At 73.4% G+C, this 23,742-nt stretch carries 17 protein-coding genes; 10 read left to right on the top strand and 7 right to left on the bottom strand.

Annotation, left to right across the window (positions count from 1 at the left end; all coding sequences use genetic code 11):
• Positions 1–12 precede the first annotated feature (12 nt).
• From CFLA_RS14860 to CFLA_RS14850, 3 genes are read right to left on the bottom strand one after another with little or no spacing between them, the layout of a single operon-like run.
• Entirely contained in the window at positions 13–915 is a 903-nt protein-coding gene (locus CFLA_RS14860) for a MaoC/PaaZ C-terminal domain-containing protein (RefSeq protein ID WP_013118153.1), read from the bottom strand.
• Positions 912–2,303, bottom strand: a complete 1,392-nt coding sequence (locus CFLA_RS14855; RefSeq protein ID WP_013118152.1) for a 3-oxoacyl-ACP reductase — start codon at positions 2,301–2,303, stop codon at positions 912–914. The genes CFLA_RS14860 and CFLA_RS14855 overlap by 4 nt, the downstream gene beginning before the upstream one ends.
• 56 nt (positions 2,304–2,359) lie before the next feature.
• Positions 2,360–3,721, bottom strand: a complete 1,362-nt coding sequence (locus tag CFLA_RS14850; protein ID WP_013118151.1) for an acetyl-CoA C-acetyltransferase — start codon at positions 3,719–3,721, stop codon at positions 2,360–2,362.
• A gap of 119 nt (positions 3,722–3,840) precedes the next feature.
• Here CFLA_RS14850 and CFLA_RS14845 point away from each other — a divergent pair, with 119 nt between their 5' ends.
• The 10 genes from CFLA_RS14845 (at position 3,841) to thiD (ending at position 19,915) form a co-directional block, all read left to right on the top strand.
• Positions 3,841–4,701 carry a TetR family transcriptional regulator gene (locus CFLA_RS14845; RefSeq protein ID WP_148234380.1) on the top strand — a complete coding sequence of 287 codons (861 nt, stop codon included), beginning with the start codon at positions 3,841–3,843 and terminating at the stop codon, positions 4,699–4,701.
• On the top strand, positions 4,698–6,773 hold the full coding sequence (locus CFLA_RS14840; RefSeq protein ID WP_013118149.1) for an acyl-CoA dehydrogenase family protein: 2,076 nt from the start codon (positions 4,698–4,700) through the stop codon (positions 6,771–6,773). The genes CFLA_RS14845 and CFLA_RS14840 overlap by 4 nt, the downstream gene beginning before the upstream one ends.
• Positions 6,774–7,563: 790 nt before the next feature.
• On the top strand, positions 7,564–13,425 hold the full coding sequence (locus CFLA_RS14835; RefSeq protein WP_013118148.1) for an RHS repeat-associated core domain-containing protein: 5,862 nt from the start codon (positions 7,564–7,566) through the stop codon (positions 13,423–13,425).
• Positions 13,422–14,045 (top strand): SMI1/KNR4 family protein, encoded by a 624-nt coding sequence (locus CFLA_RS20115; RefSeq protein ID WP_148234379.1) that lies wholly within the window; start codon positions 13,422–13,424, stop codon positions 14,043–14,045. The genes CFLA_RS14835 and CFLA_RS20115 overlap by 4 nt, the downstream gene beginning before the upstream one ends.
• Positions 14,046–14,599: 554 nt before the next feature.
• Complete coding sequence (locus CFLA_RS14830; RefSeq protein WP_043599121.1) at positions 14,600–15,727, top strand: polymorphic toxin-type HINT domain-containing protein; 1,128 nt, start codon at positions 14,600–14,602, stop codon at positions 15,725–15,727.
• A gap of 4 nt (positions 15,728–15,731) precedes the next feature.
• Positions 15,732–16,121 carry a hypothetical protein gene (locus tag CFLA_RS14825; protein ID WP_013118146.1) on the top strand — a complete coding sequence of 130 codons (390 nt, stop codon included), beginning with the start codon at positions 15,732–15,734 and terminating at the stop codon, positions 16,119–16,121.
• Between the two features lie 4 nt (positions 16,122–16,125).
• Positions 16,126–17,625 carry a hypothetical protein gene (locus tag CFLA_RS20530; protein ID WP_013118145.1) on the top strand — a complete coding sequence of 500 codons (1,500 nt, stop codon included), beginning with the start codon at positions 16,126–16,128 and terminating at the stop codon, positions 17,623–17,625.
• 117 nt (positions 17,626–17,742) lie between these two features.
• Positions 17,743–18,600 (top strand): hypothetical protein, encoded by an 858-nt coding sequence (locus tag CFLA_RS19185; RefSeq protein WP_013118144.1) that lies wholly within the window; start codon positions 17,743–17,745, stop codon positions 18,598–18,600.
• Entirely contained in the window at positions 18,582–19,073 is a 492-nt protein-coding gene (locus CFLA_RS14810; protein WP_013118143.1) for a hypothetical protein, read from the top strand. Before CFLA_RS19185 ends, CFLA_RS14810 begins: the two co-directional genes overlap by 19 nt.
• A 50-nt stretch (positions 19,074–19,123) precedes the next feature.
• The gene (gene thiD, locus CFLA_RS14805; RefSeq protein WP_013118142.1) at positions 19,124–19,915 is read left to right on the top strand and encodes a bifunctional hydroxymethylpyrimidine kinase/phosphomethylpyrimidine kinase; all 792 of its coding nucleotides are present in this window, start codon (positions 19,124–19,126) and stop codon (positions 19,913–19,915) included.
• Positions 19,916–19,948: 33 nt separating this feature from the next.
• On the opposite strand, the gene CFLA_RS14800 is transcribed toward thiD, so the two are convergent.
• The 4 genes from CFLA_RS14800 to CFLA_RS14785 form a co-directional block, all read right to left on the bottom strand.
• Positions 19,949–20,392 (bottom strand): pyrimidine dimer DNA glycosylase/endonuclease V, encoded by a 444-nt coding sequence (locus CFLA_RS14800; RefSeq protein WP_013118141.1) that lies wholly within the window; start codon positions 20,390–20,392, stop codon positions 19,949–19,951.
• The gene (locus CFLA_RS14795; RefSeq protein ID WP_013118140.1) at positions 20,389–21,210 is read right to left on the bottom strand and encodes an alpha/beta fold hydrolase; all 822 of its coding nucleotides are present in this window, start codon (positions 21,208–21,210) and stop codon (positions 20,389–20,391) included. The genes CFLA_RS14800 and CFLA_RS14795 overlap by 4 nt, the downstream gene beginning before the upstream one ends.
• Before the next feature lie 52 nt (positions 21,211–21,262).
• A complete protein-coding gene (locus CFLA_RS19180; RefSeq protein WP_013118139.1) occupies positions 21,263–21,430 on the bottom strand; it encodes a hypothetical protein in 168 nt (55 codons plus the stop codon).
• A 101-nt stretch (positions 21,431–21,531) separates the two neighbouring features.
• On the bottom strand, positions 21,532–23,733 hold the full coding sequence (locus tag CFLA_RS14785) for a catalase (RefSeq protein ID WP_013118138.1): 2,202 nt from the start codon (positions 23,731–23,733) through the stop codon (positions 21,532–21,534).
• Between the last annotated feature and the right edge of the window lie 9 nt (positions 23,734–23,742).

The raw sequence follows: 23,742 nt of genomic DNA, 5'->3' as shown, positions 1-23,742 counted from the left end.
ATCCAGCACCGGTCAGGCGTTCAGCGGGGTGACCTCGCCCGTGAGGTGGAGGCGGCCCGAGCGGGGGTGCCAGACCGTGAACGCGTGGCCGTCGCCCTCGCGCGCCACGCGCACGTCCGGGGTCGCCGGCAGCAGCACCGGTGCCGCGAACTCGACGGACCACGTGAACGCGTCGCCGCGGGCGGCGCCGACGTCGGCCAGCGCGCGCGACGCCGTGTACATGCCGTGCGCGATGGCCCGCGGGAAGCCCAGTACGCGGGCGGTCACGGGGGACAGGTGGATCGGGTTGCGGTCCCCGGAGACGGCGGCGTAGCGCCGGCCGACGTCGGCCGGCAGCTCCCAGCGCCCGGTGCGCACGGGCGGCGTGAACTCGGGCCGCGGGGACTCGTCGCGCGGCGCGTCCGGCACGCGGACGCCCTTGGCGAGGTAGGTCGAGACGCCGAGCCACGCGACGTCACCGCCCTCGGCGACCTCGGTGACGAGGTCGACCTGCGTGCCCGAGCGGTGCGGGCGCAGGTCCCGCGCCCACGCGCGCACCCGCAACCGGTCACCGAGCGCCAGGGGGCGGCGCTGCTCGACCCGGTTGGCGAGGTGCACCATGCCGAGCAGCGGCAGCGGGAAGTCCGGACGGACCATGAGCGCCATCGCGACCGGGAAGCCCAGCACGTGCACGTACCCGGCGGGCAGCGCGTCCGTCGCGGGCTCGTGCAGCAGGCGCTGGTAGGCCGTGAGGTGGTCGGCGTCCGCGTGCACGTCGTCGACCACGTACGTGACGTCCGGCAGCGCGCGTGACGTCGGGCGCACCCCGCCGCGCACGGCCAGCCGCGCCGACGCCACGGCCCCGCGCCCGTACAGCCCACCGAGCCCGGGCACGCGCGGCAGCGCGACCTGGTGCGCCGGCGCCGGCGTCGTCACCGGCCCACCAGGTTCTGCCCGCAGACCCGCAGCGTGCGTCCCAGGATCCCGCCGGCCGCCGGCGACGCGAGGAACGCGATCGCCTCGGCGACGTCGACCGGCTGCCCGCCCTGCTGCAGCGAGTTCAGGCGTCGCGCCAGCTGCCGCGTCACGGCGGGGATGCGGGCGGTCATCTCGGTCTCGATGAAGCCGGGCGCGACCGCGTTGGCGGTGCCACCGAACGGCGCGAGCAGCGGCGCGGTGGCCCGCACCATGCCGATGACGCCGCCCTTGGACGTCGCGTAGTTGGTCTGGCCGCGGTTGCCCGCGATGCCGGACGTCGACGCGAGCGACACGATGCGCGGCGCGTCGGAGAAGTCACCGGACGTCAGCAGGGTCTCGTTGATGCGCAGCTGCGACGCGATGTTCACCGCGAGGACCGACGCCCACTTGTCGTCCGACATGTTGGCGAGCAGCTTGTCGCGCGTGATGCCGGCGTTGTGGACGACGATGTCGAGGCGTCCGTGCCGCGCCGTGGCGTGCTCGAGGATCCGCTCGCCCGCGTCGGCGGCGGTGACGTCGAGCTGCAGGGCCGTGCCGCGCACGCGGTTGGCGACCTGTGCGAGCTGCTCGCCGGCGGCGGGGACGTCGACGGCCACGACGGTCGCGCCGTCGCGCGCCAGGACGTCGGCGATCGCGGCGCCGATGCCGCGGGCGGCGCCGGTGACGACCGCGACCTTGCCGGCCAGGGGCTTCTCCCAGTCGCGGGGCAGCTCGCCGGCGTCGGAGTCGACCTCGAGCAGCTGCCCGTCGACGAACGCGGAGCGCGCCGACAGGAAGAACCGCAGCGCCGCGACGACGCTCGGCGCGGTGACCGGCACGTCCTGCGCGACGACCACGCCGTTGCCGGTCGCGCCGTTGCGCAGCTCCTTGGCCAGCGAGCGCAGGAAGCCGTCGACGCCCTGCCGGGCCGCGGCGACCGCGGGGGCGTCGGAGTCGAGCGCGGGGCGCGACACGGTGACGACGCGGGCGCCCCGGCGCAGGGTCCTGAGGGTCGAGGCCGCGACAAGCACCGGGGCGGTGAGGTCGTCGGGGTGCTCGACGCCCGTGAGGACGAGGACCACGGCGGCGTAGCGCGCGTCGGGGGACGGGTGGCGGTGCACCTCGACGTCCCAGCCGTCGAGCACGGCGGGCGCGTCACCGGTGGGCGTCGGGCCTCCCGCGGGGGACGACAGCAGCGTGGCCACCGCGTCCGCGTCGGGACCGGAGCCCAGCACGAGCGCGGGGCCGTCGAGCAGCGGCTGCCCGGGACGGTACCGGCGCAGCACGGCCGGGCGCGGCAGGCCGAGCTGCTTGGCGAGCTTCTGCGTGAGCCCGCTGTTGACGAGCTCGAGGTAACGGTCGGACATCGCGACTCCTGCGTCGTCTCGGGGCTGGATCGACCTCTCGGCGGGAGAGGGAGGGGTCAGGCGGCTTCGAGGAGGGCCGTCAGGCCGAGGCCGCCGGCGGCGCAGATGGAGACCAGGGCGCGGACGGGCGCGTCGCTGCCCGCGGCGACCTGCGCGCTGCGGCGCGCGTGCAGTTCCTTGGCGATGGTCGCGATGATGCGCCCGCCCGTCGCGGCGAACGGGTGGCCCGCCGCGAGCGACGACCCGTGCACGTTGAGGCGCGCCGGGTCGACCGTGCCGAACGCACCGTCCAGGCCCAGACGCTCACGCCCGAACTCCTCGGACTCCCACGCGGCGAGCGTCGTGAGCACGGTGGACGCGAACGCCTCGTGGATCTCGACGTAGTCGAGGTCGTCGAGCGTCAGGCCGTGGCGCGCGAGCAGCCGGGGGACCGCGAAGGCGGGGGCCATGAGCAGGCCGTCGACACCGTGGACGAAGTCGACGGCGGCGGCCTCGGCGTCGACGACGGCGGCCAGCGGCGTGAGGTCGTGCGCGGCGGCCCACTCGGCGGAGCCGAGCAGCACGGTCGACGCGCCGTCGGTGAGCGGCGTGGAGTTGCCGGCCGTCATCGTCGCCTCGGTGTCCAGGCCGAGCCCGAACGTCGGCTTCAGCTTCGCGAGCTTCTCGAGCGACGTGTCGGCGCGCAGGTTCGCGTCGCGCGTCAGGCCGCGGTACGGCGTGACGAGGTCGTCGAAGAACCCGGCGTCGTACGCGGCGGCCAGACGCTGGTGGCTGCGCAGCGCGACCTCGTCCTGCGCCTCGCGCGTGATGCCCCACTGCGCGGTGGTCAGGGCCTGGTGCTCGCCCATCGACAGGTGCGTGCGCGGCTCGGACGTGCGCGGCGTGGCCGGTGCGAGGTCCTTCGGGCGCAGCCGGGCGATCGCCTTCAGGCGCTGCTGCGGGGTCCTGGCGTGCGAGAGGTCGAGCAGGATCCGGCGCAGCCGGTCGCTGACGGCGATCGGGGCGTCGGACGTCGTGTCGACGCCGCCGGCGATCGCGGACTCGAGCTGCCCGAGGCGGATCTTGTTGCTCAGCGACACCACCGTCTCCAGGCCGGTCGCGCAGGCCTGCTGCACGTCGTACGCCGGGGTGGTCGCGGCGAGCGCGGAGCCGAGGACGGCCTCGCGCGTGAGGTTGAAGTCGCGGCTGTGCTTGAGCACGGCACCGGCGGCGACCTCGCCGATCGTCTCGCCCTGCAGGCCGTAGCGGGCGACGAGCCCGTCGAGGGCGGCGGTGAGCATGTCCTGGTTGCTCGCCTGGGCGTACTTGCCGCCCGCGCGGGCGAAGGGGATGCGGTTGCCCCCGAGGACGTAGGCGCGGCGCGGGGCGTCCGGCGCGGCGGGCGTGGACGGGGAGGTGCTCGGCGTGCGGGTGGCCATGTGGGCGCTCCCTCTTGGCATCGGCGTCGATGACGGGGTGGACGTCGTCGCCTCGTGGCGAGGGACGAACGTCCCGGAATTGATGTCCGAGACCCACAGTACCTGATACCTTCGGTTGCGTGAGTCAGATCACTCCGGGAACGTCGACGACGACCTCCCCGCAGCGAGCAGGCGACGACGTGCCCGGGCGGCGCGTCCCGTCCGCCGCGCCCTCGCCCCCGTCGGCGCTGCCCGACGCCACGTCCGTCGACGGTCGCTCCACGCGCTGGGCGGACCACCGCGAGGCCCGCCGCGCCGAGTTCGTGCGCGTCGCGCGCCGCACCGTCCACCACCACGGGCCGGACGTGTCCATGGAGGAGATCGCGGCGGCCGCCGGCACGTCCAAGTCGATCGTCTACCGGTACTTCACCGACAAGACCGGGCTGCAGATCGCCGTCGCCGAGCTCGTCGTCCGCCAGATCCGCGACGCGCTCGAGGCCGTCCTGCACCACGTCTCGACCCCGCGCGAGGCGGTGCGCGCCATGGTCGCCGTGTACCTCGAGATGATCGAGTCGTCGCCGCACGTCTACGCGTTCGTCACGCGCGACGGGTCGGTCGAGTCCGGCGGACCCCTCGGCCACTTCCTCGACGCTGTCACCGCGCTCGTCGCCGCCCCGTTCGCCCGCGCCCTCACCGAGGAGGCCGCCGACGACGAGGAGCAGCGCGCCGCCGCCCTCGCCGACGCGTGGGGGGCCGGCGCCGTCGGCTTCGTCCGGGGCGCCGGCGAGTGGTGGCTCGCGCACCGCGGCGAGCCCGGCACCCCCGACCGCGAGACCCTCACCGCCCAGGTCGCCGCCTGGCTGTGGGCCGGGCCCGTCGGCCTGCTCGCCCGCGAGCACCCGCGCAGCACCACCACCCCCACCACCGCACCCGCCCACCCGGCGGCCCAGCACCCCACCGGCGGCGACGAGGCCGCCCCCACCCCCAGGGAGCAGCGATGACGACCACGACCGACCGCCCGACCGTCCCGCCGACGGACGCCGCCGCAGCGCCCCGCGTCGACGTCGCCGCGCTCGAGGAGATGCTGCTGGGCACCTATGCGCAGCTGCGGCGGGAGGCGCGCGCCATCACGGCCGACCCCGACTTCCAGAAGATCGAGGGCCTCCCGATGGCTGAGCACCGCGAACGGGTGCTGCAGCAGCTGCGCCGCCTGGTGTCCGAGCACGAGGTGCTGCGGTCCTTCCCGGCGCACCTGGGTGGTGCCGACGACCACGGCGGCTCGCTCGCCAAGTTCGAGGAGCTCGTGGCCGGCGACCCGTCGCTGCAGATCAAGGCCGGCGTGCAGTGGGGGCTGTTCGCCTCGGCGATCCTGCACCTGGGCACGCAGCACCACCACGACACGCTCCTCGCCGACGCGATGCACCTGCGGGTGCCGGGCGCGTTCGCGATGACGGAGGCGGGGCACGGCTCGGACGTCGCGTCGATCGGCACCACGGCCGAGTACGACCCCGCGAGCGAGGAGTTCGTCCTCCACACGCCGTTCCGCGCGGCGTGGAAGGACTACCTGGGCAACGCGGCCGTGCACGGCACCGCGGCGGTGGTGTTCGCGCAGCTGATCACCGCGGCGCCCGGCGGGCCGCGCGTCAACCACGGCGTGCACGCGTTCTACGTGCCGCTGCGCGACCCGGCCACGATGGAGTTCCTGCCCGGCATCGGCGGCGAGGACGACGGGGTCAAGGGCGGCCTCAACGGCATCGACAACGGTCGGCTGCACTTCACGCACGTCCGCGTGCCGCGCACCAACCTGCTCAACCGGTACGGCGACGTCGCGCCCGACGGCACCTACTCCTCGCCCATCAAGAGCCCCGGGCGCCGGTTCTTCACGATGCTCGGCACGCTCGTGCAGGGCCGTGTGTCGCTCGACGGCGCGGCGGCGAACGCGAGCAAGATCGCGCTGGCCATCGCGGTGACCTACGCCAACCAGCGCCGGCAGTTCGCGGGCGGCACGGGCGACGAGGTCGTCCTGCTCGACTACGGCCAGCACCAGCGTCGCCTGCTGCCGCTGCTCGCCGACGCGTACGCCACGTCGTTCGCGCACGAGGAGCTGCTCGCGGCGTTCGACGAGGTGTTCTCCGGCCGCGGCGACACCCCGGAGCAGCGCGAGGACCTCGAGACGCTCGCGGCCGCGCTCAAGCCCACGTCGACCTGGAACGCGCTGCGCACGATCCAGGAGTGCCGCGAGGCGTGCGGCGGCGCAGGGTTCATGGCCGAGAACCGGCTGACGGGCCTGCACGCCGACCTCGACGTGTACGCGACGTTCGAGGGTGACAACACCGTGCTCTACCAGCTCGTCGCCAAGCGCCTGCTCGGCGACTACGCCAAGTCGCTCAAGGCCCTGCAGTCGGACCGTGGCGACCTCGCGCGGTTCGTCGTCGACCGCGTCACCGACGTCGCGATGCACCGCACGCCGCTGGTGCGGGCCGTGCAGACCCTGGGGGACCGGGGTGACGCGCGCCGGTCCGTCGGACAGCTGCGCGACACCGACACCCAGCGCGAGCTGCTGACGGACCGCGTCGAGACGATGGTCGCGCAGGTGGCGCAGGCCCTCGCGCCGGCCCGCAAGATGGCCCCTGAGAAGGCCGCCGAGCTGTTCAACGCGCACCAGCACGAGCTGATCGAGGCGGCGCGTGCGCACGCCGAGCGCGTGCAGTGGGAGGCGTTCACGCGGGCCGTCGAGCGTGTCGAGGACCCGGGCACGCGGCAGGTGCTCACGTGGGTGCGGGACCTGTTCGGGCTCACGCTCGTCGAGCGGAACCTCGCCTGGTACCTCGTCAACGGGCGCCTGTCCGCGGGCCGTGCGCGGGCCGTGACGTCGTACATCGAGCGCCTGCTGGTCCGGCTGCGGCCGCACGCGCAGGACCTCGTCGACGCGTTCGGGTACGGGCCGGAGCACCTGCGTGCGCCGATCGCGTCCGGTCAGGAGCGGCAGCGGCAGGACGAGGCGCGGGCGTACTACCGCGGGCAGCGGGCATCGGGCGACGCGCCGATCCCGGAGAAGCACGTCTCGGCCTGATCCGCCGGCCTGATCCGCCCGGCCGCGGGGCGCTTGCTCCGCGACCGGGGCGTTGGCTCGAGGCCACGACGTGGTGCGCGTGCCCCATGAGGATCGGGTCCGCGGTGTCCGACCGTCGCGGACGAAGTGCGGCGACAGGCCCGGTCGCCACCGCCTGGCGGTGATGAGAGTTCTCTCATCGAAACTCCGCGAATGTGGATAACTCGCGCGCTCGCAAACTGCGAACTTCGTGCACCCCTACCTGGTGGAACGTTCGAATGCGGGGCCGGCCGGCGTCGGAAGGAGTGGCCGTCCGCCGGCCTGTGGACATCTCGCGATGCGGGCAGCCGCTGGCCGTCGGCGACCTCCGCCCCCTTGGGTGTGACCGGCTCGACCGCTGCAGGGGGCGGTCGCGAGGCGCGGTGACGGCGACGTCGGCGTGCGCAGGGGGTACTCCGCATGTCCGCACGCCCGTACAGGTCCGTCCTGCGCTCGTTCACCGCGTCCGTCCTCGCCCCGGTGGTTCTCGTCACCGGCGTGGTGCTGGCCCCGCCGCTCGCCGCGGCCGAGCCGGCACCGGACGCTCCCGTCGCGGCGGACGGCGCCGCACCCGTCCAGCGGCCGCTGCCGCGCAACGCGGTCCGCCACGGCGAGCCCGACGACGTCCCGGTCGAGCCGCCGGCCGTGCCGGTGGCCGAGCAGGCGCCGGTGAACCCGCCGCTGCTCCCGGGGACTTGCCGGTGCCGGAGTCCCCGATCAGACACAGCTGGCCCGACCGACCGGCTCGTCGTTCAGCGGGGAGGGCCGGACGGTGGCCGGCACCGCGGCCCGCGTGCTCGCCGACGGCGGTGCTCGCGACCTCGTCGTGCGCCCCGGCTACCTGCTGGGCGACACGTCGCTCGTCGTCTACTTCGACGCGGACGTGGCGGACGGCGACCCGACCTCGTGGGCGCGGTGGCGCGCCACCGTCACCGACGTCGAGGCCGGCACCCAGCAGGTCTCGGCCGACCTCGGGCGGGACGACCTGTCACGGTGCGGTGCGCCGCGGGAGTTCTGCCGCAGCTTCGGTGCGGCCGACGGCTGGACGCTCGACCCTGCCCGGCAGTACACCGTCACCGTCGCGCTCGTGGCCGACGACGGGACGACTCTCGACTCGCCACCGTCCGCACCGGCGAACCCGCGTGCCACGGTGACCCCGCCGGACCTGCCGGCCGCGCAGGCCGCCGGGTGCGCGTGCGCCAACGTCCTGGGCCGCACGGTCGACGGCCAGGAGCTGCGCGGTGCGCTGGTCAACACCGGCACCGGGGCGTTCAACCGCACCGAGCGCGACCTCACGATGACGTCGTACGGCATCCCGTTCGAGGCCGTGCGCTTCTACTCGTCCGCCACCACCGGGACCGGCATGTTCGGCGCCGGGTGGACGTGGACGTACGACGCCCGCGTGATCGTGCCCGCCGCCGGTGCGGACGCCGTGCGGGTGCGGGCCGAGGACGGCTCGGAGGCGGTCTACACGCGGACCGCGGACGGCTACCGCCGCCCGGCCGGGGTGCGCGCGGTGCTCACCGACCGCGCCGAGGGCGGCTGGGTGCTCACCCCGCCGGACCAGCGGCGCCTCGCGTTCGACGCCCAGGGCCGTCTGCTGTCCGTCACGGACGCGCGTGGCCACGGTGTCACGCTGGCGTACGGGTCGAACGGTCTGCTCGCGTCACTGACCGACGCCGCCGGGCGGGTCGTGCGCGTCGAGACGCGTCAGGACGTGCGGGCCATCACCAAGCTGACGCTGCCCGACGGTCGCAGCGTCCAGTACGACTACCAGGACGGCCGTCTGCTCAAGGTGCAGGACGCGCGGAACTACACGTGGCAGTACCGCTACGACTCCGCCGGCCGCCTCGAGCACGTGCAGGACGCGCGTGGCAAGCGGGACGTGGCCAACGAGTACGCGGACGGCCGCGTCGTGCGCCAGACGGACGCAGCAGGTGCGGTGACGACCTTCGCGTGGGACGCCGACGACCAGGTCGCGACCACCACCGACCCCGACGGCGTCGTCGCGCGTGACGGCTACCGCAACAACGTGCTGCTGTGGTCGCGCAACGGCAACGGCGACACCGTCACCTACCGGTACGACGAGCAGCTCAACGAGTCCCTCGTCGTCGACCCCGAGGGCAACCAGTCGGGTGCGCTGCACGACGCCGCGGGCAACCCCGTCGAGCGCCAGGCGCCCTCGCCCTTCGACTGGCGCGAGCGCAACACCTTCGACGTGGGCAACAACCTGCGGACCCACACGGACGGCCGCGGGCACACCTGGACGTACACGTACGACGAGCAGAACGGGATCACCGGCCAGAAGGACCCCGAGCAGGCCGAGGGCTACCGCTACACGTACGAGAGCCGCGGACTGCTCGAGACGCGCACCGACCCGCGCGGCAAGGTGACGCGCTACGAGTACGACGCCGCGGGCAACCGCATCGCGGAGGTCACGCCCACGGGGCGGCGCACCGAGTTCACGTACGACCAGACCGGCCGGCTGGTGTCGGTCGTGGACCCGCGGGGCACGGTCGCGGGCGCGAGCAAGGACCAGTTCCGCACCCGCTACGCGTACGACGCGCAGGACCGGCTCGTCGAGCGCCGCGACCCGGGCAAGGACGCGCCCGTGAAGACGACGTACGACGAGATCGGCAACGTCGCCGTCGCCACCGACCAGCTCGCGAACTCGACCCTGTACACCTACGACGACGCGTCGCGCCTCGTCACGCTCAAGAGCCCGAAGGGCGACGTCACCGAGTACACCTACACCGCGGCGGGACGTACCGCGTCCGTCACCGACGGTGAGGGCAACCGGACCACGTGGACGTACGACGACCAGGGCCGGGTCGCGACCGAGCGGCTCCCGCTGGGCAACGTCGCGCGGCGCGACGGGGAGTCCGACGCGGAGCTCGAGGCACGCCGGGCCGCGTACACCACGTCGTTCCGCTACGACTTCCGCGGCAACCTCGTGCGCGCCGAGCGCCCCGACGCGCAGGGTCGTCTCGTCCAGGTGGACTCCCGGTTCGACGAGCTGGGCCGCCCGGTCGAGCAGGTCGACGAGCTCGGTGCGACGACCCGGATGTCGTACGACGCCGCCGGGAACATCACGGGCATGCAGGACGAGGACGGCGACACCCTCGGCATGACGTACGACGGCGCCAACCGCCGGACGGGCGGGTCCGGTGTCGCCACCCCGGCGCAGATCGACTACGACGAGATCGGCAACCCGACGCGTCAGGTCACGGCGTCCGGTGGTGTGATCACGTGGGAGTACGACGACGACGGGCGTCCCGTGGCGATCACGGAGCCGCGCGGTCACCGCGAGGGGGCCGACCCGGAAGCCTTCACCACGCGGTACACCTACGACCAGGCCGGCAACCCGGTCGAGGTCCGGGACCCGCTGGGCCACGTCACGCGCTCGACGTACGACGCGGTCGGCCGCCTGACGAGCGCGACCGACGCCGCCGGTTCCGTCGTGCGCTACGGCTACGACGCGGCCGACCGGTTGCGGACCGTCCGTGGACCCGACGCCACGGGCGAGCAGCAGGTGCTGACGTACACCTACGACGCGAACGGCCGGATCACGGGGCGTCGTGACCCGCTGGGGCACGAGACGAAGCTCGAGTACGACCGTGCCGGGCGAACCGTCGCCTCGACCGACCCGATCGGGCGGCGCCGCGAGTACGTGTACGACGCGAACTCCAACCTCACGCAGCTCGTCACGGCGCGCGTCGTCGAGGGTGACCCCCGGGTCGACCCGAACCGCGAGGACCGCACGGTCGTCATGCGGTACGACACGCTCGACCGGCTCGTGAGCCGCAAGCTCGGCACACGCGGTGAGTTGTTCACGTTCGGGTACGACGCCAAGAACCGGCTCGTGTCCATGGCCGACCCGCGCGGCGTGCGGGAGCACCGGTTCGACACCACGGGCCGGCTGGCCGAGGTCACGCGCACCGACCTCGCGGGCGCGGTCGAGACGTTCACCTACGGCTACGACGACCAGGACAACCTCACCGAGCGGACCTACCCGGACGGCACCACGATCACGGCGTCGTACGACGACGCGGACCGGCTCACGTCGCTCACGGCGGCGGGCGCGGGCCGCTCGGCGACGTACGGCTTCGGGTGGGACGTGGCCGACCAGCTCACGTCGATCACGTTCCCCGGGTCCACCGGGCTGACCGAGTCGCGCGAGTACGACCCCGCAGGGCGCATGACGCGGGTCGCCACGACCCGGGCAGGGGGCGAGGTCGTCTCGGCCCACGACGTGGTGCGCGATGCCGTCGGCAACCCGACGCTCGTCACGCAGACGCGCAACGCCGGGGGTCCGCAGGTCGTCGAGGCGACGGCGTACGCGTACGACGCGGCGCACCGTCTGACGTCGGCGTGTTACGGCGCGCAGAGCTGCGAGCCGGGGGCCGCGGCGGCCGAGCGGTACGACTACGGGTACGACCTGGTCGGCAACCGCACCTCGTCCGCGGTCACCACCGCGACCGGGAGGGCCACGACCACGTCGACGTTCGACGCGGGCGACCAGCTCACGCGCGAGCAGACGACCGTCACCGGGACGCTCCCCGGCATCCCGGGCGTCGAGGCCGGGACGCGCGAGTACACCTACGACGCCGAGGGCAACCTGACGTCCGACGGTGAGGGGACGTACGAGTACCACCTGGACCGCACGCTCGCCTCGGCGACGTCGGACGGGACGTCCACGACGTACGCGTACGACGCGGCGGGGATGCGGTTGTCGTCGACGAGCACGGACGAGGCCGGGGCGACCGGGTCGACGGCGTGGGCGTGGGACGTCAACGGCGGGCTGCCGACGATCGCGACGGAGACCCGGACCGGGACCGACGGGGAGGGCACGACGTCGTTCCTGTACGCACCGGACGGGTCGCCGCTGGGCCTGGCCGAGGGCGGGGAGCAGTTCTCGCACTACGTGCGGGACTGGCTCGGTGGGACGTCGGCCGTGGTGTCCGCAGGCGGTGACGCGCAGTGGTCGTACGACTACGACCCGTTCGGCGGGGCACGGGGCACCGACCTGGAGGCCGGCGGTCAGCGGCTCGCCGACGACGCGCCGGGCAACCCCATGCAGTTCACGGGTGGGTACCGCGACGACACGCAGTCGGGCCGGTACCACCTGCGGGCGCGCAACTACGACACGGGGACGGGTCGGTTCGACTCGGTGGACCCGGTGGTCGGGTCGGGACAGGCGACGTCGGTCTCGCCGTACGCGTACGCGTCGAACCGTCCGACGGCGATGACGGACCCGACGGGCCGGGAGCCGCGCCCGCACCACCTGACCGGGGCGCCGCAGCCGACGGCGACCGACCCGTACGCGACGCAGCGTGCGGCGGCGAAGAAGGCGGTCCAGGAGGCCGAGGCGTTCGTCGCGCAGATCGGTGACGAGATCGTCGGGTTGGTGCTGGACCTGATCGGGTACACCGATGCGAAGAAGTGCATCAGTGAGGGTGATGTCGGGGCGTGCATCTCGACGGCGTTGAACGCGGTGCCGTGGGGCAAGATGTTCAAGGCGGCGAAGGTCGCGATCAAGGCGATCGGTGTGGGCAAGCGCCTGGTCGAGGGGTACTCGAAGCTCAAGGCCGCGAGCAAGGCGTTGGCGGACATCCCGAAGTGGGATCCGAAGGTCGTGCCGGACTCGGCGGCGTTGAAGCAGGCGAACACGGCTGCGGAGCAGGCCAAGGCGGCGGCGAACCAGTCGCGCACGGTGGCGTCGCGCACGTCGCGTGAGGTCGATGACGCGAAGCGTGCGAACGACCAGGCGCGCAAGGCGGCGGAGAACAAGAAGTCCGAGACGTGCAACTCGTTCGTGCCGGGCACCGGTGTGGTGATGGCGGACGGGTCGGTCAAGGCGATCGCCGACGTGGTCGTGGGTGACACGGTCGTGGCGGTGGCTGCGGACGGGTCAAGGACGCACCGGCAGGTGGTCGCCACGATCACCGGGCACGGCGCGAAGGACCTCGTCGATCTGACGTTGGTCGGGTCCGGGGGTGGTGGGCCGCCCGCGCACGAGACGATCACCGCGACCGACGGGCACCTGTTCCTCACCGCCGACGGTGCGTGGGTGCCGGCGAAGGACCTGCAGGTCGGTGACCGGCTCGTCGATCCCGACGGCACACCGGTCACGATCGGGGCGGTCGAGCACGACACGGTCATCGCGACCGTCCACAACCTGACGGTCGACACCGACCACACGTACACGGTCGTCACGGCTGCCGGGACAGACGTCGTCACCCACAACGACAACCTCCTGGATGCCGTCGGTGACGCGCAGGACGCCAACGCTTGCCCGCTCCCCAATGCGCCCGTCCCCGTCACAGTCAGCAGGGCGCGGCACCCGGAGTCGGCTGCGCACGTCGAGGCGGCGCAAGCCGCGGGCATGCCTTCGGTCGTGACGATCGACCGCGCGGGGGCGGCAGCACGTCGCAAGGAGTCGATGCGTGGGCACCCGAGGGTTCCTGGCAAGGATCGCGATGAGTACCCACCGGCGATGATGGCAGAGGGCGGAACGGGCTCCAGCGTGCGACCTGTGACTCCATCAGACAACCGTGGCGCCGGCTCCTGTATCGGATGGCAATGTCGCGACCTCCCGGATGGCACCCAGATCCGGTTGGATGTGGTGCCATGAGGATCGGATCGAACGTCAAGCAGCTGATGGCACGTGGTGAGGGTCCGCTTGCCCGAGGTGCACCGCACGGCATCCCTTCGACCCCACTGGGGGCAGAACTGACGGCGATGCTCGAACTGATGAACGGCTTCAGCGTGTTCGACAACGCGCTTGTTGTTCGGGGAGGTGGGGACGACCCGGACAGCGTGTGGGGCTGGAACTCCCCTGATAACTGGCGATCCCATTACGGAGAACTATCGGACGGGCTGTTCTTCTTTGCGGATGACCTCTTTGGAGGGCAGTTCGCGCTGACATCGAGCGAAATCGTCTCGTTCGATCCGGAGACGGGCGAGACGGAAACAATTGCGAATACGATAGAAGGGTGGGCAAGCGCGATTCTCTCGGATCCGGACGTGTGGACGGGGCGCCCCTTGGCTCGCGCGTGGCGTGAGCGCTTCGGCCCACTTGTGTCTTATTTTCGACTGGTTCCAAAAGTACCTTTCGTTCTCGGTGGGGCATTCGCCCTGGAAAACCTTCAAGCCATGGGGGCGCAAGAATCCATGCGTGCACGAGGTGCTCTCGCTGTGCGGATCGCCAACCTTCCAGACGGCACGCAGATCGCTCTCGACAGCGGCCCCTGAGGGGCTTCGTCCAGTGGTCCATCTCCAGGCGTTCGGCTCGGTGCGGGCGTCTTGTCGAGCTCGGACGACGTGATCGAGCTCGACGGTGTGTGGCGAGCGCGGCCGGTCAGCCGCGATGGCAATCTCGCGATCCATGGTGTTTGCTCCCGCGAAGCATGGAGACGATCTACACGCCGACATGAGCGGCGGTGGCCGCTCCGAGGGCTCACGTGGTGGTCACTCGCCAGAGGTCGAAGGTGACGGTGCCGGGCTGCGAGTGGGTCGACGACGTGCCGTCCCTCGGATTGCGAGCGACGGGCTGGCCGATCGTCGAGGGTGGGGAACCGGTGAGCTGGTATTGGTGGTGTCGGCGCTGACCGAAGCGTCCCGGTTCGTCAGGATCGAGGTCAAGCGGGGGACGGCCGCTCGTAGGCCGAACCCAGGGCCGCCGAGTTGCGGCTTGAGGCAACTACGACACGGGGTCGGGTCGGTTCGACTCGGTGGACCCGGTGGTGGGCTCCGGGCAGGTGACGGCGGTGTCGTCGTGCGCGTACGCGTCGAACCGGCCCACGGCGATGACGGACCCGACCGGCAGGGAGCCGCGCCCGCACCACCTGACCGGGGCGCCGCAGCCGACGGCGACCGACCCGTACGCGACGCAGCGTGCGGCGGCGAAGAAGGCGGTGGCGGAGGCTCAGGCGTTGGCGGACATCCCGAAGTGGGATCCGAAGGTCGTGCCGGACTCGGCGGCGTTGAAGCAGGCGAACACGGCTGCGGAGCAGGCGAAGGCGGCGGCGAACCAGTCGCGCACGGTGGCGTCGCGCACGTCGCGTGAGGTCGATGACGCGAAGCGGGCGAACGACCAGGCGCGCAAGGCGGCGGAGAACAAGAAGCCTGACGGCTGCAGGACGAACTCGTTCGTGCCGGGCACGGGTGTGGTGATGGCGGACGGGTCGGTCAAGGCGATCGACGACGTGGCCGTGGGTGACACGGTCGTGGCGGTCGCCGCGGACGGGTCCAGGACGCACCGGCAGGTGGTGGCCACGATCACCGGGCACGGGGCCAAGGACCTCGTCGGGCTGACCCTGGTCGGGTCCGGGGCTGGGGGACCGCCCGCGGACGAGACGATCACCGCGACCGACGGCCACCTGTTCCTGACCGCCGACGGTGCGTGGGTGCCGGCGAGGGACCTGCAGGTCGGTGACCAGCTCGTCGACCCCGACGGCACGCCCGTCGTGATCGCGGCCATCGACGACGATACGGTCGTCGCGACGGTCCACAACCTCACCGTCGACGTGGACCACACCTACTCCGTCGTGACGGACGCCGGTATCGACGTCGTCACCCACGACGAGGATCCCCGACACGAGGGTCTGCGAGACGCTGTCGGGGACGCAGCCGAATGTCGGCGTGCTGCGCCCGACTCTGACTACTCGCTCAACCGCACCACCGAGCGAGCGGGCGACCTCGACAAGTACACGGAGAGCCAGTCGACACGGGACCCGTTCTCACACTACGAGTTCATGGACGACGATGAGTTCCTCGCCACAATCAATGGCGTCGAGGAAGGTGCCGGCATCAATGTGTCACAGGGCGGATCCATCATCGATGTTCACCATCGTTGGGATGAATTGCGACGGCGAGTTGCGGCAGGCAGGATCTCGCCAGACACGATGATTGACGTCTGGAGGTTGGGCAGGTGATCGCATGACCCTCATCAAGGCGACCGACGACGACTTCCGCGTCTGCCGGATCGACTTCACCACGTTGGTCAACCTCCAGAGAGCGGCTGAAGAGTTCGGCTGGTCGACGCGATGGACGTCGGTCGAGGCGCTGCAGTCCCAGGTCGCCGACAGCTGGATTCTGCTTCAGACCTTTCTGCGACAGCGCGCAGCCGATGGTCAAAGCATGGTCCGCTGCTTCTTGCTCTTCGCGACAAAGGGTGACGGCCTCACCGGAGGTGTGACGACCTTGGATGTCGACCCCGCTGCTCTGAGGCTCCTTGACCGCATCGACACGGATCCTGTCGTTCGTTCGGCGATGATGGACATGTTCCTCCTGGCGACTGGCGGCATCGCGATGGTGACGAAGCGATGAGTCGTTGAGTGGGAAATCGGTCGCGTGGCTCGCGTCCCTGCCGGCCGCGTCGCGCGACGTCCGGCTCCAGGCCTACGCCAGCCACGAGCACTCGCCGACCGGCCAGCCGGACGAGGCCGCCCGCGCGGCGTACAACCTGGAGCTGTCGCGTCGTCGCCTCGACGTGGCGCGCGCGGTGACGATCGACGGCGGCGGCACCGTGGCGTCGGCGACCTCGTCGGGCGACGGCCCGGCGGTCGGCCGCCCCGGCAGCCACTCCCCGATGGGCGGCGACCCGGACAACCGCGTGGTGCACGTGAGCGCCGACGTGCCCGGCGCGCCCGTGACCTGGGAGGGCGTGCTGACGCGCGTCGAGTCCGGCGGCGGTGGCGGCGGTGGCGGAGGTGGCGGCGGCGGTGGTCAGGGCGGCGGCGCCGGCCCGTCCGTGCCCGACGTCAACGCGGCCGTCGCGTTCAAGCTGAAGTTCGTGCGCCAGGAGGAGCGCAAGAAGGTGACCTTCCGGTACCACCGCTCGGAGGCGGTGCGGCGCGTGCACGCCCCGCAGGGCTTCCTGGGTCTGTTGGTGGCCGACCTCGCGGACGCGGAGCGGATGATCAAGGAGATCGACGGCGACGACTCGTTCTTCCGCGAGATGACGGTCACCGCGAGCACCTCGACCGACTTCGCGCCCATCGGGCTGTCGCGGCCGCAGGTGACCATCGACTACGGCGACCCCGCCGTGCCGGCGGACCACAAGCACCACGAGCTGACCCTCACGCCGGAGGATCACACCCCGAAGCAGGCGACGTTCTTCCTCAACTCCACGCGTGCCGTCGACTTCGACGCCCGCATCAGGTACGACTTCGCGCCGCAGTCCGGGTGGGCCGCGGACCGGTCCTCCTACGAGGTGCTGCTCGAGGACACGGTCAACCGCGACCTCGTGCTCAACCCGTCCGACTCCGTCGAGTTCCGCACGATCACGGTGCAGCCGGGCGTCGTCGACTGGGAGGTCGTGGGCTCGCTCGAGGTGCGGCTGCAGGGCCACGGCTACGGCGACCCCGAGCCGCGCGGCCTCATCACCGTGACCGAGCAGTCCGGGCCCCAGACGTTCCAGGTGCGCGGCGCGCTGCCCGTGCCGGCGGGCCGCGGCGTCACGGCGACGGTCACGCAGGTGCTCCAGGACGGCCAGCAGGCCACGGCCGACCCGGTGGAGGTGACCGACGACGTCGTGAACGTGCACGACCTCATGGAGGCGGCGCTCGACCTGGTGTTCGTCCCGCAGTGGGACACGGCGGCCGTCACCACGGCGTTCCTCGACGTGGAGTATCGCGACGCCGCGAACGCCTACACGCGCTCCGTGCGGCGGGAGGTGCCCGGTACCCAGACGGACCCGGTGCGCGTCCACATCGCCCTGCGCGACGGCGACGTGCGGGACTACCGCTACCGGCTCACGCTGTCCGGCCCGGGGCTGTTCGACCAGCGGGCGTTCGTGGACACGTCCGAGACGCTCGTGGCCCTGCTGTGAGCGCCGTGACGACCGACACCGCCGTGGCGGGCACGCGCCCGGCGGCGCTCACCGCGCTCGCGGCGACGCTGGCCCGGCTCGCCGGGGTGGCCCCCGTGGGCGCGCCGGGCGCAGGCGGTGCTCGACGACGTGCTCGCACCGCTCGCCCGGTCCGAGTGGCCCGAAGTCGCGTACCGGTCGTCCCGGCTGACGCCCGACGGCAGCCCGGTCGAGCTCGCCTGGACGACGCGCGACCCGGCCGTGCGCTGGACGGCCGAGGTGGCCGCACCCGAGGTGCCGTCGACGGACCGGTGGACCCTCGCGGCGGCCCGGGCTGCGCTGCCCGCCGGGACCGTCGCCGCGGTCGCCGGTCTGCAGCGCCGCGCCCCCCTGCGGTACGGCGCGTGGCTGGGCGGCCGGCACGACGAGGACGGGAACGACCGTTTCGAGGTGTACGCCGAGGTGCCGCCGGGTGCGGACCTGCGCCCGCTCGTCGACCACCCGGTGCTGCGGCAGTGCGCCCTGCGCTGGCGCATGGTCGGGGCGTCACCCGACGGGAGACTGGAGCTGTACGCCGGCATCGATCGGCCCGACGACATGGACCTGCGCGCGTTCGAGCAGGTCACGCTCGGCTCGTCGGGGCGGCTCCTCGCGGCGGTACGGGAGCTGACCGGTGCACCCGAGCTCGCCCGCCCGTCCGGCCTGTCCGTCGTCCTGGCCCCGGTGGACCAGCCGCTCGCCGTCACGTGGTTCGCCTCCGCGCGGGGCCTCTTCGCGTCGGACGCCGCCACGGTGACGGCCCTGACGGACCGGTGCACCGACCCGCGCGGGCGGGCGGTGCTCGCCGCGCTCGTCCCGGTCGGGCTCCCGGCGCCGCGCCGCGCGGTCGTCCCCGTCGGCGTGGGTGTCGCCCTCGACTGCTCCACCTGGGTCCAGGCCGGCGCCGTCGCGACCAGGGACCGCGCTACCGTGCGGGCGTGCCCGAGCAGCTCCTGAGGTCGACCCCGGATGCCCCGTGGCTGCCGCCCGGTGGCCGCGCCGACGTCGTGCGCTCGGCCGTCGCACCGGCCCCCACCGGTCTGGTGCGCCTGCTGGTGCGCCACGGTGACGCCGTCTTCTGCACGGCGCGCGACGACGGCCGGCTCGACCTGCCGACGCGCGCGGTGCCGGCCGCCGACGCCCACGGCAGCGTCACGGCGGCCCGGCTCGTGCACGATGTCCTCGGCGCCGGGACGTCCGCCGTCCCCGTGGGCTTCGTGCGCAACGTCGTCGGCGCGCCCGCGGCCGACTACGGCTGGCCGGCGCCCCTCGCGCACTTCACGGTGTGGGCGGCGCAGGGCACGCCCCGCGTCGCGGGGGAGTGGGTCGACGTGCGCGCCGCGGGCTGCGTGCTGCGCGACCGCCACTGGTGGCCGCTGCTCGCGGTGGTGTCCGCGGAGCCGCGGGCGTCACGGGCGCCCGACCGGTGAGCGTCCGTGCCTACGCTGGGACCCGGACCCCGTCTGACAGGAGCACTCCCGTGGTCGACCTCGCCTACGTCATCGCCGGTTCGGAAGCGACCGGGGGCGCCGGCATCCAGGCGGACCTGCGCACGTTCCAGCAGCTCGGCACGTTCGGCCTCGGGACGGTCACGTGCGTCGTCTCGTTCGACCCGCAGGACGACTGGAACCACCGGTTCTTCCCCGTGCCGCCCGAGGTGGTCGCCGCACAGATCGAGGCGGCGACGGCCGCGTACGACCTCGACGTCGTGAAGATCGGCATGCTCGGGACACCCGCCACCATCGACGTCGTCGCCGCGGGCCTGCGCGCGCAGCCGTGGCGGCACGTCGTGCTCGACCCGGTGCTCATCTGCAAGGGGCAGGAGCCGGGTGCCGCGCTCGACACGGACGTGGCGCTGGGCCGCGAGGTGCTGCCGCTGGCGACGGTCGTCACCCCGAACCTGTTCGAGGCCGGCGTGCTCTCGGGGATGGACGCGATCGGCTCGGTCGAGGACCTCACCGAGGCGGCCCGCCGCATCCAGGCGCTCGGCCCGCGCGTCGTCGTCGCCAAGGGCGGCGTCGAGCTGCCCGGCGACGACGCGGTCGACGTGCTGCTCGACGGTGACGAGGTCACCGTGCTGCGCGAGCCGAAGGTCGGCCGGGTGCGCGTCGCCGGCGCCGGCTGCACGCTCGCCGCCGCCGTCACGGCCGAGCTCGCGAAGGGTGCGGAGGTCGCCGACGCGGTCGCGCGGGCCAAGGCGTTCGTCACCGCGGGCATCGAGGGGCGCCTCGCCGGGCGCGCCCCCTTCGAGGTCGTCCGCCAGGGTGCCTGACGCACCCCGGCGCCCGGGCGGGGCCGGTCCGGCTCACGTCTCGCGCTCCCACTCCTCGACGTCGCCCGGCACGACGACGAACAGCGGGTGCGGCGACGGCCCGTCGAGCTGCTCCACCACGGCGGCCCGGTCGGGGGAGCGGACCGCGAGCTTGCGCCGCAGGTGCCGCCACTCCAGGTCGAGCTGCCCCTGCGTGACGGCGATCCGCGGTGCCCCCGCGGCACGCGGCCCGGGGACGCCGACGCGTCCGCGGTCGAAGCGGTACCCGCGCGCGGTGGCCTCGTCCGCCACCGCGTGCAGGTACGCCGCGACGGCCACGAGCGGCTCGGGCTGCCGCCGGAACCGCACGAGCTGCGGGTGCCGTGTGTACCCGCGCGTACCGCCCGCCAGCACGGCCTGCGCCAGCAGACCCTCGCGCCAGCACGCGGTCAGGCCCTGCCGGTCGAGCAGCGACGGGTGCAGCGACCACAGCCTCACGCGCTCACCCGGGCCAGGACGGCCTCGGCGACCTCGGCCGGCCGGTGCTCCGGCAGCCAGTGGTCCGCGTCGAGGTCGACGCGCGTGAACGGGCCGTCCACGTACCGGCCCGTCGCCTCGACCGACGCGGGCGCGAAGAACGGGTCCTGGCCGGCCGTCACGTACGTCGTGGGGACGCGGACCCGGCCCGCGCTGCCGGCGTGCCGCACCCCGAGCGCGCGGTACCAGGCCAGCGCGGCGGTCAGCGCACCGGGGTCCCGCAGCCGGGCCACGTAGCGGTCGGCGCGGTCGGGCTCGAGGCCGTCGTCGACGAGGGCCTGCCGCAACCGCGCGCCGCCGCCCGCGAGCAGGGCACGCTCCGGGAGCCATGGCACCTGGAACGCCGCGACGTACCAGGACCGCCGCGCCTGCCCGTGGCGCATGCCGTCGCGCATCGCGCGCGGGTGCGGGGTGCCCAGCACGGTCAGCGAGGCCACGCGCCCGGGCCGTCGGGACGCGACCGCCCACGCCACCGTGCCGCCCCAGTCGTGGCCCACGACGTGCGCCTGCGCGACACCGGCGGCGTCGAGCAGCGCGACCACGTCCGCGACCAGCTGGCGCAGCGTGGAGGCCCGTCGCCCCGGCGGCCTGGCCCGTGGGCTGTAGCCGCGCTGGTCGGGCGCGAGCGTGCGCAGCCCGGCCGCGGCGAGCAGGGGCACCACGGCGTCGTACGCCGACGCGTCCTGGGGGAAGCCGTGCAGCAGCACCACGGCAGGCCCGTCGGGTGGGCCGTCGTCCCGCACGTCGAACGTCAGGCCGTCCCTCGTGAAGCCGTCCACCCCCGCAGCACAGCACGCGGGGGCCGCCGCGGCGACCCGACGGACGGGCCGGTCAGGCGTACTTCAGCATCCACTCGGTGTTCGGGTCCCGGCCGAAGTCGGGGTCCGGGGCGTCGCGCACGTCCTTCTCGGCGACCATGTCCGCGAGCGCGATCGGCTCGGGCAGCCGGCGGAAGTCCGTCGCGGACGGGGGCGTCGGGCGGTCCTCGGTGGTGGGCACGGCGTGTCCCTTCGTCGGGTAGGTGCACTGTGCCACCCCGGCGCGTACGCGTCCACGGGCCGCACGGACGGGCTCACCCTCCCGTGCGGCCCGCGCCGTCGTCAGACCGCCGCCGGGAACCTCTCCCACGCGCGGTGCAGAGCGAGCTGGGCGAGCAGCGTCTCGACGAGCGTCGCGGGGTCACCGGTGACCAGGACCCCCGGCGTCTGCGGGTCGATCATCGCCGCCCCCAGCACCGCCGCCGCCGCGGGCACCGCGGCCACCGACTTCGCGTGCCGGTACGCCTGCTGCACGAGCATCACCACGCGCGGGTCGACGTCCATGCCCGGACCACCGGCCTTCGCGTCGAACGACGGCTGGGCGTCCGGTGCGGGTGCGGCCGCACCCAGCAGCACGAGCGCGTCGAGCTCCGGTGACGCGGCCGTCAGCCACGTGCGCTGCGCGACGACGTCCGGACGCGCCGGGTCCAGCGGGCCGCCGGTCGGCGCGACGACGAGCGGCAGGACGCCGGCCGCGTCGAGCGCGTCGCGCACCGCCACGAGCACGTCGAGGTCCGTGCCCGGGTCGGCGACGAGCCCGACCACGCGACCGTCGACGGGCCACCGCCGGCCCACCTGCGACAGCGTCGGGCTGGGCGCGACGTCCGGCACGGCGACGGTCGGTGCCGGGGCCGGCAGCCCGAGGCCCGCGGCGACCGTCGCGCACAGCCCCGCGTCGACGTTGGCCAGCGCCTGCAGCTGGCGCTCCTTGACCGCCTGCTCGAAGCACCTGCCGAGCTCGAACGTGTACGCCTGCGCGGTGTGCGCCTGCTCCACGGGCGTGAGGCTGCGCCAGAACATCCGCACCTGGCTCCAGTGGTCGTCGTACGACGCGGGCTTCGCGCGCTCCTTGACGCCCTCGGCCACGCGGGCGGGCACCTCGAGGAACGCCACGTCGGCGCCCGCGTGGAACGGGCAGCCGCCGTCCATCGTGTTCGGCTTGTACGGCGCGACACCGACGTGGTCGGCGGTCTGGTGCATGCCGTCGCGCAGCATGTCGTTGACCGGCGCGTGGGGGCGGTTGATCGGCAGCTGCGTGAAGTTCGGCCCGCCCAGGCGGGACAGCTGCGTGTCGAGGTACGAGAACAGCCGGCCCTGCAGCAGCGGGTCGTCGGTGACGTCGATGCCCCGCACGAGGTGCCCGACGTGGAACGCGACCTGCTCGGTCTCGGCGAAGTAGTTGCGCGGGTTGCGGTCGAGCGTCAGCAGCCCGACGGCCTGCACGGGCGCCAGCTCCTCGGGGACGAGCTTGGTCGGGTCGAGCAGGTCGATGCCCTCGAACACCTGGTCCTCGGTGTCGGGGAACACCTGGACGCCCAGCTCCCACTGCGGGTACGCGCCGTGCTCGATGGCCAGCGCCAGGTCGCGGCGGTGGAAGTCCGGGTCGGTGCCCGCGGCCAGCTGCGCCTCCTCCCACGTCAGGGAGTGCACGCCCGCCTTCGGCTTCCAGTGGAACTTCACGAGGGACGTCGACCCGTCGGCCGCCACCAGGCGGAACGTGTGGACGCCGAAGCCCTCCATCGTGCGGTACGAGCGCGGGATGCCGCGGTCGGACATGTTCCAGATGGTGTGGTGCTGCGCCTCGGTGTGCAGGGACACGAAGTCCCAGAACGTGTCGTGCGCGGACTGCGCCTGCGGGATCTCGACGTCCGGGTGCGGCTTGACCGCGTGCACGACGTCCGGGAACTTGATGGCGTCCTGGATGAAGAACACCGGGATGTTGTTGCCGACCAGGTCGAACGTGCCCTCGGCCGTGTAGAACTTCGTCGCGAACCCGCGGGTGTCGCGCACGGTGTCCGCCGACCCGCGTGAGCCGACGACCGTCGAGAAGCGCGTGAACACCGGCGTCGTGACGCCCGGCTGCAGGAACTGCGCGCACGTCAGCTGCGCGGCCGTCCCGTAGGACTCGAACCGGCCGTGCGCCGCGGCGCCGCGCGCGTGGACCACCCGCTCGGGGATCCGCTCGTGGTCGAAGTGCGTGATCTTCTCGCGCAGGTGGTGGTCCTGCAGCAGCGTCGGCCCGCGCCGGCCCGCCTTGAGCGAGTGGTCGGTGTCCCGCAGCGGCACGCCGCCGGCCGTCGTGAGGAACGCGCCCTCCTGCGCGCGGGTCGCGGCGTCACCGCCCCAGGGGCGGCCGGTCGGGGAGACCGCGGCCGGGCCGTCGCTCGCGGCCTTCGGGGGGAGCGGCTCGCGCGGTGCGGTCGGCTCCTCGAGGGGAGCGGGGGCGGAGCCCGGGGCGCCGGGCTGGACGGGCGTGTCGGTCACGGGTGCTCC

The organism is Cellulomonas flavigena DSM 20109 (assembly GCF_000092865.1).
GTDB lineage: Bacteria > Actinomycetota > Actinomycetes > Actinomycetales > Cellulomonadaceae > Cellulomonas > Cellulomonas flavigena.
Note: the sequence above shows the minus strand (reverse complement) of the source record. Positions and strands in the feature narration are given on the sequence as shown.